The sequence below is a fragment of the Streptomyces sp. NPDC102441 genome (assembly GCF_044765585.1).
GTDB lineage: Bacteria > Actinomycetota > Actinomycetes > Streptomycetales > Streptomycetaceae > Streptomyces.
In genome coordinates, this window is record NZ_JBIWKH010000011.1 from 24,803 (window position 1) to 36,354 (window position 11,552).

Sequence of the window (11,552 nt, forward strand, 5' to 3'; positions counted from 1 at the left end):
ACAATCGCTCAGCCCGGTGGCGTTCTCAGCGGCCCAGCGCCTTGCTCAACTGCTCCTTGGTCATCGATGACCGGCCCTCGATGTTCTTCTTCTTGGCCTCCGCGTAGAGCTGGTCCTTGGTCGGCCCTCCGGGCCCGCTGTGCGAACGCTGACCGCCGCGCTGCGGGGCGGATTTGGGATCACGTGTGGATGTCTTGCTCGCCGACTCCGACTCTCCCGAGCGGGCCCGTTCCTTGTTGACCGTGCGGGCGGCGATCTCCTTCGCACGCTTCTCGGAGGTGCCGCGCTTCTCGGCACCCTCCTTGACGTGCTCGTACTGGCGCTCACGCTTGGGACTGGATCCAGCGGGCATGGCGTCCTCCTTCTCTCGGGCGAGCCGACAGGCCTCGACGACTTACGGCAGATAACGGCTACCCCCATCACACGCGCAAAACCAGGCGCTCGCGATCCGAGTGCCCACCCCGCCCGGCGTAACCTGCCGCCAAAATGTCCGATGCGGATCGTCAGGCGTTAGACCTCGTCGGCCGGGGGTACCCCTGTCCGGACGCCGTGACCGAGTGACGCAGAGGAATGGGGATCACATGCAGGTGGGATACAAGCTGGCTGCTGAGGCGTTCGGCCCGGTGGAGCTGGTGAGGCAGGCGGTTCTCGCGGAGCAGGCGGGCTTCGACTTCGTCGAGATCAGCGACCACTACCACCCCTGGCTCGACAATCAGGGGCACTCGCCGTTCGCCTGGACGGTGCTGGGCAGCATCGCGGCCAAGACCTCACGGATCGGGCTGGCGACCGGCGTGACGTGTCCCACCGTGCGCTATCACCCCGCGATCATCGCTCAGGCGGCGGCGACCCTCGCTCTGGTCTCGGAGGGCCGTTTCGTCCTGGGAGTCGGTTCGGGGGAGAGGCTGAACGAGCACGTTGTCGGCCGCGGCTTCCCCGATGCGGTGAGCACCCGGCACGAACTGCTCAGGGAGGCCCTGGAAATCATCCGGCTGCTGTGGAGTGGGGGTTACCGGTCCTACGACGGGAAGCACCTGCGGCTGGAGGACGCCCGGGTCTTCGACCTTCCCGAGGAGCTGCCATTGATCGCGGTGGCCGCCAGCGGCGGGGCGTCGACGCGCATCGCGGCCGAGCTGGGTGACGGCTTGTTCGCCACCGAGGCCAAGCCGGAGGTCGTGCGGCAGTACGCCGATGCCGGCGGGACCGGTCCGCGATACGCGGAGGTCCCGATGGCCTGGGCGCCCGACGCGCACACCGGGGCGAAGGCAGCTCTTGAGACCTCACGGTGGGCGGTCACCGGGTGGAAGGTGATGAGTGAGCTGCCCAACCCGGTCAACTTCGATGCCGCGACCAGCACCGTGCGCGAGGAGGACATCCTCGAGAAGTTCGCCTGTGGGACGGATCCCGCGCGCTACGTCGAAGTGGCGCAGCAGTTCGTCGACGCGGGATTCGACCGGCTGGTCATGCAGAACGCCGGGCCGGACCCCGACGGCTTCGTCGACTTCTACCGGCGCGAACTCGACGGGCGCATCCGGCAACTCAAGCCGAACGGCCCGCGAGCCTGAAGCATCGCGAGCCCGACCGGAAGCCGCCGACCCGGCATTCGCGCCGGTTCGCCGAGCAGGGCCCGGCCCCCTTCCGCGGCCCGGGCGCGTGAGCCCCGAGCTGGGGGCCCGAGAGGCCCATCGGGCACGGCCGGCCTGAAGGCGGCGAGGTCCGTGGTGAGGGCGATCACCGGTTCCAGGGGAAAGAGGAGCAGAGTGCGTCCGTCGTCGTGCACCGTTTCCTACACTCACGGGATGAACAACTACACGTGCACCCATTGCGGCACTGTCGGTCTGGTTGATGGATTCATAGAGGACGCGGGCGAGCATTCGCGCGGGTACGCCCGTTGGATCGAGGGCCAGTTGGAGCGGGGGGTCTTCGGGGGCGCCAAGCGGATGGGCAGGCCCCGGCGCCAGATAGAGGCGTTTCGCTGCCCCAAGTGCGGACACCTTGAGCTGTTCGCCACCGGCGAGCTGTAGTTCGCCCTCGTCGTCCGCGGCCGTCCGGGCGGGGCGGCCGTGCGACGGTCGGCCCGGAAGGTGCCGTTCGGAGGCTGCTTCAGCTACGGCCGGACATCGGGGCGGAGGCATGCCGAATTCGGGCCACACCTGGCCCCTACACCATCTTGTGTACCCTGAAGTCTGGATGCCCCGGCGCATGGCTGCTCTTCCCGGATCTTGGGGAGAAGTATTGGTGTCCGCGCCGAGTTCATGACGCGCGCTGAATCCCAGCGCTGTGCCAGCACCGTGTGGAGCCGATCTGTTGGACGCCTCGCCACGGCGACGTCGCAGATTGAGTCCCCCTACCGCCCCGACCCGATTCCGTGTGCGACGTGCCTTTCCGAGGTCGTCCGCGTGCGGGACGGCGCCGGAGAATGAGGCATCATGCCGACCACTCGTCGTCCTTCGACGACCGCTTGTCCCCGCTCTGTTCGCGAACGACAGGACCGCCGATGACCACAGACACGACGCAACACGCGAGCGACACCGCACCGACTCGGGAACGACGGGCAGGCAGTGACTTCTCGCGTCTCTCCAAGCAGATCAAGGACGCCGGGCTCATGCGGCGTCGCCCCTTCTACTACGGCGTGCGCATGGCGCTGGTGACCGCGGCCTACGCGGTGGGCTGGCTGGCCTTCGTAGCGGTCGGCGACAGCTGGTGGACGCTGCTCGCCGCTGTGTTCCTCGCTGCGGTCTTCGGGCAGGTCGCGCTCGTCGCGCATGACGTCGGTCACCGTTAGGTGTTCCGGCGCAGCCGTTCGAGCGCGCTGATCGGGCGGCTCGCCGCCAATATGGGGATCGGCATGGGGTACGGCTGGTGGCAGGACAAGCACTCCCGCCACCACGCAAACCCCAATCACGAAGAGCTCGACCCGGACGTGGCGCCCGACATCCTGGTCTGGAGTCAGGCCCAGGCCCGCAAGGCCACCGGGCTACCCCGCCTGCTCGGCAAAGTGCAGGCGTACCTGTTCTTCCCGCTGCTGACGCTGGAGGGCTTCAACCTGCACGTCGCGGGGATGCGGGCCCTGGCGGACCGTACCCTCAAACAGCGCCGGGTCGAAGGAACTCTTCTCGTCGCTCACTTCGTCCTGTATCTCGGCGCCCTGTTTCTCGTGGTGTCTCCGGGGAAGGCGCTGGTGTTCCTCGTCGTGCACCAGTGCCTGTTCGGGGTCTACCTGGGAGCGATCTTCGCCCCCAACCACAAGGGAATGCCGACGCTCACCGGCGGCGACCGGCCCGATTTCCTGCGCCGTCAGGTCCTCACTTCCCGCAACGTGCGGGGAAACTGGTTCACGGACGTGGTGCTGGGTGGACTGAACTACCAGATCGAGCACCACCTGTTCCCGAGCATGCCCTCGCCGAATCTGCGTAAGGCGCAGATTCTCGTGCACCGTTACTGCGACGAACTGGACGTGGCCTACCTTCAGACCTCGCTCATCGCCTCATACGGACAGGCGCTCAGGAGCCTGCACCAGGCAAGCAGCCCGCTGCGGCACCGGTCACAGATCGTCTGACGTCGGGGACACCGGGCGTGCGCCCGGCCCTGGGGGAGTGGTCAGCGCCTCGGCAGGCGGTGCAGAACGACCTCGCCGAGCACCCCGTCCGCCACCGTGCCCGTCATGTACGTGCAGTGCGGCTGCCGTCTGCGGTCCGTCGGTGACCCCGGGTTCAGCAGACGCAGGCCGCCCGGCGCCTCGGTGTCCCAGGGGATGTGGCTGTGGCCGAAGACCAGGACGTCCAGGTCCGGGTACAGCGCGGCACAGCGCGCCTCCCGCCCGCGGGCCGCCCCTGTCTCGTGGACGACACCCAGTCGCAGGCCGCCCAGCCGGACGCGTGCAACCTCCGGCAACCGGGCCCGCAGATCCGGGCCGTCGTTGTTGCCGTACACCCCGACCAGGCGTCGCGCGCGTCCTTCCAACAGGTCCAGGGTGGCCACGTCGACCCAGTCCCCGCCGTGGACCACGACGTCCGCCCGGTCCGTCTCGCGCAGCAGTTCATCGGGGAGCCGCCTGGCGCGCAGGGGCACATGGGTGTCAGAGACGAGCAGCAGCCGCACGGGAGAATCCGTCGCCGCCCCGGTTGTGTCCTTGTTCTTGTCCATCCGTCTGCCTCCACTCCTTCGCTTCGCCCGGTTTACCGGCCGCAGGCGCCCTTGCGCGGGAGGGGCCCCGCTCCGGCGTGGCGGCCGGGGGGATATCGGCGCTGTCCGGGGTAGCCGTCGGTCATGGCGAACGAAGAGCGCAGCGAGCACGGCTTCCCGCGCGGTGCCGTCCCGGGAAGCCACGGTCGAGCGGAACAGAAGGAGGAAGGTGATCGGAGCAGGGCTGCGGGCCCGGACGAGGATGTGGAGCGCGAGGCACCGGACGCGCCGACCGAGCTGGGCAAGGCGTCGTGGTGGGCGGTCCTCAAGCGGACGGCGAAAGAGTTTCAGCAGGACGAACTGACCGACCGGGCGGCGGGGCTCACGTACTACGGCATCCTGTCGCTCTTCCCGGCTCTCCTGGTGCTGGTCTCGCTCCTGGGGCTCGTGGGTGAGTCGACCACGCAGAAGGTGCTGGACAACGTCGAGAGGATGGCGCCGGGAGCCGCCAAGGATGTGATCACGAGCGCGATCACCCAGCTGGAGGGCAGTGGCGGAACCGGCTCGGTGCTGGCGGTCGTCGGCCTGCTGGGCGCACTGTGGGTCGCCTCGGGCTACGTGGCGGCTTTCATGCGCACGTCGAACGCTGTTTATGACATGCCGGAGGGCCGGCCGCTGTGGATGGTGCTGCCTGTCCGTGTCGGGCTCACCCTGGTGCTCATGATTCTGGCCTGTGCCAGTGCTCTGATGGTGGTGCTGACCGGTGGGATCGCCCGTCAGCTCGGCGCGTTGCTGGGCATAGGTGACACAGCGCTCTCCATCTGGTCGATCGCCAAGTGGCCGGCCCTGGTGCTCTGTGTGGCAGTGATGTTGGCGATCTTGTACTGGGCGGCCCCGAACGCCAAGGGACGAGGCTTCACCTTTGCTTCCCTGGGCAGTGTGCTGGCGCTGCTGATTTGGCTGGCGGCCTCAGCGGGTTTCGGCTTCTATGTCGCCAACTTCAGCTCGTACAACAAGACGTACGGTGCGCTGGCCGGCGTCATCGTCTTCCTGGTCTGGCTGTGGATCACCAATCTGGCGATCCTGCTGGGCCTGGAGTTCGATGCGGAAATGGCCCGTGAGCGCGCCATCCTGGGCGGTCACCCCCCGTTCGAGGAGCCCTACGTCGAGCCCCGCGACAGCCGTGCGTGGTCCGACGAGGACCGCAGGGCCATGGGCGCGACGGGCCCCTCCAGCGATTTGAGGGGCGACTGAGAATCCGCGACCGGCCGGACAGGGAACAGGGCGCATGCGCTCTCAGGACAGGGGCCGCCGTTCGGTTCCGCCCAGGGCCCGGTCGAGCGCGGCCACACCCAGGCCGGCCAGGACGATCTGGATGAGGCACTGGATCCAGTCGATCCCCGACGTCCCCCCGACGCCCAGGACGGACGCGAGCAGTGAGCCGAGGAGTGCGGCGGAGATACCGACGACGAGCGTCCACAGGACGCCGATGTGCTGGCGGCCGGGCAAGAACAGGCGTCCGAGCAGCCCGACCACGATGCCGATGATCAGAGCGCTGAAGAGTCCGGAGATTTCCATAGCTGGCTCCTTGGCGGTCGACGTGTCCGTTACGCGTACCCCCGCAGGCAGCCGGGACCCGTCGGAGGCGGGCTGGAAGAGGCCTCTTGCGGCGCGGAATCGTCTCCGGCTCCGCCCTGCGCGTGCGACCGCAGGGCGGAGCCTCGGGTAGTCATCCTGTGGGCTGGCCGAGATCGTGCAGAAAGGTCCCGAAGCCGTGTGGCGCTCGGGGAGCGGTGCGTCCGGAGGTGAGGACGGGGCAGGCGTCTGTACGCAGGATGTGTGTGCCAGGGGCCAGAGCGTCGACCAGGAAGCGATCTTCGCTGTGCGGTACCGCCCGGAAGCCGCCGGCATGGAGGTAGGTGTCGGCTCGGATGCCCAGGTTGGCTCCGTGGACGTGCGGGTGGCTCCAGGCTGCGTCCGAGCGGCCGGCGAAGTAGTGCGCGTCGTGCAGTGCTCTCACGGCGGGGGCCACGTGGGGGACTGCGGAGATGCGCACGGTGCCCAGCACGCAGTGATAGCCCGTGCGGGCGCAGTGCAGCTGGTGGGCGAGCCACGCCGGCGGGACCTGGCAGTCGGCGTCGGTGGTGGCTATCCAGGTGGTCTCGGGGTGGGTTCCGCACGACTCCAGCCCCTGGGCGACAGCGGCAGCTCGGGCGGCTCCGGCCATCCGGCGGGAGATCTCCACCACGTCGGCTCCGCACCGGGCGGCGGTTGCCGCGGTGGCATCGGTACAGGAATCGGCGGCGACGACCAGCCTGAGGACCGGCACGGCGAAGGGGCCGCGTCGGCAGTGCTCCATAGCCCGCCGGATCGAGCTGAGGGCGGCCGCCAGGCCCTCGGCTTCGTCATGAGCGGGTACGGCCACGATCAGTGCGTTGACGGCGGCTCTCACACCAGTCCTTCCGCGGCGGCCGGGGACCGGGGGAGGGCGCCGCTCGTCAGCGGGCGTGTGAAGGTGCACAGGACGAAGTCGGGGTCCCGGAAGGAAGGCCCGTCGACCAGCCCTGGGACCGTCTGCAGAACGGGAGTGAGTTCGGTACCGGTGAGGCGGTGCTCGGCCACCGGGTGGTCCCAGTGCACGGTCACCAGCGTGCCGCCGGGTTCCAGGCACCGCGTGGTGCGGTCCAGGATCGCCTGCAGTTGCAGCTCGTCGAAGTAGTACAGCAGCTCGGAGAGCACCACCAGATCGAAGCTTCCTGTGGGCCACTGCTCCGGAACGACGAGCTGCTCGACCCTGACGTGCGGCCGGTCGCGATTGCGTGCGGCGGCTTCGGCAACCGCTTGGGGGACCCGGTCGGCGGCGAGGACCTCGTCGCACCGCTCGGCGAGCAGCCGGGTCAGCACACCGACGGAACAGCCTGGTTCGAACGCCCGGCGGTAGCGCTGCCGGGGCAGGGCGGCCATGGTCAGGGCGTACTTGCGCTGTTCGTACCAGCGGCCTGCCAAGTCCCAGGGATCCGGCGCGTCGGTGTACATCCGGGTGAAGTACGAGCCCGGCGTGGAGACGTTCATGCGGATTCCGTTTCTACGATCACCGTTTCGAAGGGCCGTTGGTGGTGGGCGAGCTCTTCGGGGGGAAGGACCACCGACGCGTGGTCGACCAGAGGCGCGATCTGGGTACGGAAGCAGCGCAGGGCAGCCCCTTTCCGGGCCAGCTCCTCCGGGGCGAGCGGCAACCGGTGGAAGGAACGCCACGGCACGCGCGGGTCCTCGGGCACGGCCCAGTGCCACATCCAGACCGGGTACTGCCACAGCTCGATGCCGACTGCTGTGGCGGCCGCACGGGCTGCCCGGCCGACCGCCTCGTGATCGGAGTGCAGATCACCGCTCCAGGGCGCGACGCAGAGCGTGGCGCCGCTGTTCCGCAACACCTTCTCCACCCGCGCGCCGACATCTGCCTCGTCCTTGTCGACCCCGGTGTCGGCGACGCCCAGTCGGTGACGCCGATGCCCGTCGACGCCCAGTACGTCCAGTGCGTCGGCGAGCTCCGCCCGGCGCGCCCGGGCCAGCACCGGGGGCGGCATCTGCCGGCTTCCGGGGTGCGAGCCCTCCCCATCGGTCACCGTGACGACGTGGACCTGCTTGTCGGCGGCGGTCAGGCGACCGATCGTTCCGCCGAAGCCGAGCACCTCGTCATCAGGATGAGCGGCCAGCACCACCACCGGGCCTTCGGGCACCGCCACCTCGCCCCATCGGTCCCATCCTCCCCATGCCGCCCAGAGGCTCTCATCGGTGCCCGCCGCCTGGATCGCCTCGGCTGCCTCCCGGCGGTCGTTCGCCATCCCGCCCGCCGACCCGCGGGGCTCACTCATCGCGCCACCCTTCGGCGCCGAGTGCCCCCTCGTCCGCCTCGGCCAGCAGGGTGCCCAGCACCGCCAGGTCGCGCTCGGCATGGTGCTGACGGATGTAGACCGTCAGATCCGCCACGCGCTGCGCGTGCTCGGCGTCGTGGCAGAGCGGCCCGGCTCCCAGCGCGCGCCCGACCTCGTCCAGGACGCGCGCGCAGACGTCCGCCACCACAGCCCTGGCGCGGGACGCCAGTACGGCGGCCCGCTCACCTTCCTCCAGCGGCTCGGCGTCGATCTCCTCGGCTGCTTTGCCGAGCACACACTGCGCGCCGTACAGGAGGACATCGACCGTCCCCAGGTGAGCCGACAGGAGCTGATCCGGTTCGCGCCGCCGGGCCGCTCTCAGCAGAGAGTCGGCAACACCGCGGGCGCCGCCCAGCCAGCACGCTGCGACTCCGACCCCACCGTGTGAGAAGCCGGGTCGCCGCAGATAGGCGTCCACGTCGCCCACCGGCTGGGCCGGCACATCGCTGAAGCGCACATCCGGGGTGTCGCTGCCGGCCATGCCCACCGCCCGCCATGATCCGGCCACCGGAGAACAGCGGGCGTCGTCGGTGGCCACGGTGAACAGCCGGTGACCGTCCTCGGTCTCGGCAGTCACCAGCGCGTGAGTGCAACTGTGTGCCCCGGAACAGAACGCCTTGACGCCATCGAGGCGCCAGCCGGCCCGACTGTCGTGCCGGGCGCTGAGGACGGTACCGGGGGGTTGCGCCGCCCAGACCCCCCACCGCTCCCCGGGGGCGGGCGCGGGCGCACCGAGCTCGTGCAGGATCGCGCGTGCGTCCGAGTGCCCCTCGGCGAGACGTGCAAGCGAAAGATCATCCCGGCCGAGGTCGTGCAACATACTCAGCCGGCGCATCGTCGCGCCCGAGCCGGGCAGTGGCAGATCCGCGGCACCGCTCTTCACCCAGTGGGCGAAACGCTCGGCCGTGGTCCGGCGCAGAAGGTGGCCGTCCGGCCCGTCGGCCGGCTCCGAGATCAAGGCTGCTGTCATGTGATTCACATTCACCCCAAAAACATTCCTATGCCTCGTGGACGCGTTTTTTCTCTGAGCGGCCGTGCGCCCACCTGCCGCCCGCCCCTGGGGCCGAGCTCGCGGGTGTGCACCGCCTCTCCCCCGCTCCGCCGACGGCGGTCGGGCAGCCATGCGTACCCCTGCGACAGCAAGGACGAGGTGTTGTCGAAAACCGGGGCTCTCCGATCGTCGTGACGCATGAGGCCCTCCTTCCGGGCCGCTCGGCCGTATCCGATCTTCGATCGATCGCGCGCGTACCCCGTCCGGCGCTTCTGACCCCGGACCATGGATGCCCCGTGACTCCATCTGATGCGGGGGCTCGACGGGGTGCGAGCAGACGCTATCTGCGCTGTCCCTTGCGGTCGCGGTGTGTCAGCCGGCTCTGGAGGTGGGACAGGACGCTGGTGCACTGCCGGCGCAGAGCTGCCCGCGCGGCGTTGGCGCCCGGGGCGCCGTGGACGCCCCCGCCCGGGTGTGCGGAGGCGGAAGCGAGATAGAGACCGGGGACGGGCGTTTCCGGTCGGCCGGTGCCGGGGGAGGGGCGGAAGACCAGTTGCTGGTGCATGGCCGTGGTTCCGCCGTTGATGGCGCCGCCGTGGAGGTTGGCGTCCAGGCTTTCCAGCGTGGGTGGGGCGAGGATGCGCCGGGCTCTGATGAGGCCGCGGAAGCCTGGGGCATACCGCTCGACCTGCGCCTCGATCCGGTCTGCCATGGTCTCCTGTTCCCGGGCGTCCCAGGAACCGGTCAGCCCGGCGCCCCCGGCGTCACCCCGCACCCGGTGCGGTACATGCGTGTACGCCCATGCGGATTCGGTGCCCCGAGGCGAGCGGCTGGGGTCAGTGGTGGTCATCTGGCCGAAGAGGGCGAAGGGTTCGTCGGGAACGCGGCCCATGGCGATCTGCGCGGCGAAGCGGGTGAGAGCGTCCACGCCGTCCGCGAGGTGGACGGTCCCGGCCTGCGCGGCCTCCGGGCAGGTCCAGGGCACCGCACCGTTCAATGCCCAGTCGACCTTGAACGTGGCGAAGTCCCACTGGAAACGCTTCAGGTCGGCGAGCAGCCGTCCGGGAAGGTGTTCCTCACCCACCAGCGAGCCGTAGAGCGCGGGCGCGGACACATCGGCCAGGACCGCCTTGCGGGCCGGGACCGCCTCGCCACTCGCAGTGCGGACGCCGACGGCCCGGCCGCCGCGGACGACGACCTCGGTGACCGGTTCCCCGCAGCGGACGGTGCCGCCGAGCCGCGCCAGCCGGCGGACGAGAGCGGAGGTGAGCGCCCCGGAGCCTCCGGTGGGCACAGGGAAGCCGTAGGTCTGGCCCAGCATGGACATCAGCCAGCCGAAGCCGCCACTGCCCGCCGCCTCCGGCGAGAGGTCCGCGTGCAGGGCGTTGCCGGCGAGCAGGAGTCTGCCGCCCTCGCCGCGGAACTCCTCCTCACCCAGACGCCGCACCGGCAGCACCATCGTCCTGGCCAGTCGGAGTCCGCCCGCCGCACGCAGCTGTAGCGCCAGCCGGGCCCCGGCGCGGACCGGGGGGAACGGCGTGAACAGGGCATCGAGGATGCCGGGCCGCAGCGTCGCCCAGACCTGCTGCAGCTCCTTCCAGGCGGCCCCGTCGCCAGTGGCGAACCCCTCCAGGCTCGCGGCCGTCTCTTCCAGGTCACGGCTGAGGACGGCGCAGCGACCGTCCAGCAGGGGATGGGCGAGCACTTTCGGGGCGTGGCTCCAGCTCAGTCCCTCCCGCTCCAGATGCAGGGCGGACAGCACCGGGGAGGCGGCTGCGAGGGGATAGAAGGTGCTGAAGAGGTCGCTGGCGAATTCGGGGTCCACCCCCCGGTCGTGCCGGACCGCTCCTCCAGGCTCGTCCTGAGCCTCCAGGACCTCCACGCTCCAGCCGGCGTCGGCCAGGAGGTTCGCCGCGACCAGCCCATTGGGGCCCGCCCCGATCACTACGGCGTCCGGCATGACGTGCTCCCGTTTCATGGTTGGCGCCCCGCCCCGGCGGAGCGTTCGGGCCCGGCTGGTGCCGGTTCACGCCCTGCGCGGCCGCGATCGCCGGGGCCCGGTGCGGGTCGGGCCTTCGTCTCCCTCGCACAACCGGGCGAGGCGCCCCAGCATCGCGCGGTTCCGCACTTGCTGTGCGAACTCCAGGAGGCCGTTGTGCAGGGCGCCTCCCGCACCGCGCAGCGGGTGTTCGTCGAGGATGACCAGTGTGTGCTCGCCCCAGGGGCGCAGATCCATCGCGATCCTCGCACTCCCCAGCGGACCGCTGTCCGCCTCCAGTTCGAGGACGGAGGCCGGCTCGCTGCGGCGTACGACGGTTTGGTTGTGGAGGGTGAGGGGCCCGAGCTTGATCTCGTAGCGGAGTGTCGCCCCCAGCTCCGGCCATTCGCCCTTGTCCACCTCCGCGCGTGAGGTCCCGACGACCCAGTCCCCGTACCGCTGGACGTCGGACAGGACGTCCCAGACGTGCTCGGGAGGCGTCCTGATCAACCGGTGCCGCACGGCCATG

The 11,552-nt window shown here is 70.1% G+C and carries 12 protein-coding genes and 1 pseudogene; 4 read left to right on the top strand and 9 right to left on the bottom strand.

From position 1 onward, the window contains the following. Window positions 1-25: 25 nt before the first annotated feature. Window positions 26-352, bottom strand: coding sequence for a plasmid stabilization protein (locus ACIREO_RS23975; RefSeq protein WP_404113600.1), 327 nt, complete (start codon window positions 350-352; stop codon window positions 26-28). Window positions 353-581: 229 nt separating this feature from the next. Between ACIREO_RS23975 and ACIREO_RS23980 the strand changes: the two genes are divergently transcribed. The 3 genes and pseudogenes from ACIREO_RS23980 to ACIREO_RS23990 all read left to right on the top strand — a co-directional run bounded on the left by ACIREO_RS23980 (window position 582) and on the right by ACIREO_RS23990 (window position 3,556). Then, entirely contained in the window at window positions 582-1,562 is a 981-nt protein-coding gene (locus tag ACIREO_RS23980; protein ID WP_404113602.1) for a TIGR03557 family F420-dependent LLM class oxidoreductase, read from the top strand. A 234-nt stretch (window positions 1,563-1,796) separates the two neighbouring features. Further along, a complete protein-coding gene (locus tag ACIREO_RS23985) occupies window positions 1,797-2,021 on the top strand; it encodes a hypothetical protein (protein WP_404113604.1) in 225 nt (74 codons plus the stop codon). Between the two features lie 473 nt (window positions 2,022-2,494). After that, window positions 2,495-3,556, top strand: a pseudogene (locus ACIREO_RS23990) (fatty acid desaturase family protein). A 41-nt stretch (window positions 3,557-3,597) separates the two neighbouring features. Here the strand turns inward: ACIREO_RS23990 and ACIREO_RS23995 are convergent. Continuing rightward, window positions 3,598-4,098, bottom strand: coding sequence for a metallophosphoesterase family protein (locus ACIREO_RS23995; protein WP_404114053.1), 501 nt, complete (start codon window positions 4,096-4,098; stop codon window positions 3,598-3,600). A gap of 168 nt (window positions 4,099-4,266) precedes the next feature. On the opposite strand from ACIREO_RS23995, the gene ACIREO_RS24000 reads away from it, so the two are divergent. Next, window positions 4,267-5,376, top strand: a complete 1,110-nt coding sequence (locus ACIREO_RS24000; protein ID WP_404113606.1) for a YihY/virulence factor BrkB family protein — start codon at window positions 4,267-4,269, stop codon at window positions 5,374-5,376. A 42-nt stretch (window positions 5,377-5,418) separates the two neighbouring features. Here ACIREO_RS24000 and ACIREO_RS24005 read toward each other — a convergent pair whose 3' ends face one another. The 7 genes from ACIREO_RS24005 to ACIREO_RS24035 all read right to left on the bottom strand — a co-directional run bounded on the left by ACIREO_RS24005 (window position 5,419) and on the right by ACIREO_RS24035 (window position 11,551). After that, window positions 5,419-5,700, bottom strand: a complete 282-nt coding sequence (locus ACIREO_RS24005) for a GlsB/YeaQ/YmgE family stress response membrane protein (protein WP_404113608.1) — start codon at window positions 5,698-5,700, stop codon at window positions 5,419-5,421. Between the two features lie 151 nt (window positions 5,701-5,851). After that, a complete protein-coding gene (locus ACIREO_RS24010; RefSeq protein ID WP_404113610.1) occupies window positions 5,852-6,574 on the bottom strand; it encodes a glycosyltransferase in 723 nt (240 codons plus the stop codon). After that, the gene (locus ACIREO_RS24015; RefSeq protein ID WP_404113612.1) at window positions 6,571-7,194 is read right to left on the bottom strand and encodes a class I SAM-dependent DNA methyltransferase; all 624 of its coding nucleotides are present in this window, start codon (window positions 7,192-7,194) and stop codon (window positions 6,571-6,573) included. Before ACIREO_RS24015 ends, ACIREO_RS24010 begins: the two co-directional genes overlap by 4 nt. Beyond that, window positions 7,191-7,994: a PIG-L deacetylase family protein gene (locus ACIREO_RS24020; RefSeq protein ID WP_404113614.1), complete on the bottom strand. Its 804-nt coding sequence runs from the start codon at window positions 7,992-7,994 to the stop codon at window positions 7,191-7,193. The genes ACIREO_RS24015 and ACIREO_RS24020 overlap by 4 nt, the downstream gene beginning before the upstream one ends. Then, on the bottom strand, window positions 7,987-9,024 hold the full coding sequence (locus tag ACIREO_RS24025) for an acyl-CoA dehydrogenase family protein (protein WP_404113616.1): 1,038 nt from the start codon (window positions 9,022-9,024) through the stop codon (window positions 7,987-7,989). Before ACIREO_RS24025 ends, ACIREO_RS24020 begins: the two co-directional genes overlap by 8 nt. A gap of 361 nt (window positions 9,025-9,385) precedes the next feature. Next, window positions 9,386-11,005, bottom strand: coding sequence for a phytoene desaturase family protein (locus tag ACIREO_RS24030; protein ID WP_404113617.1), 1,620 nt, complete (start codon window positions 11,003-11,005; stop codon window positions 9,386-9,388). 66 nt (window positions 11,006-11,071) lie between these two features. Next, the gene (locus ACIREO_RS24035; protein ID WP_404113619.1) at window positions 11,072-11,551 is read right to left on the bottom strand and encodes an SRPBCC family protein; all 480 of its coding nucleotides are present in this window, start codon (window positions 11,549-11,551) and stop codon (window positions 11,072-11,074) included. Between the last annotated feature and the right edge of the window lies 1 nt (window position 11,552).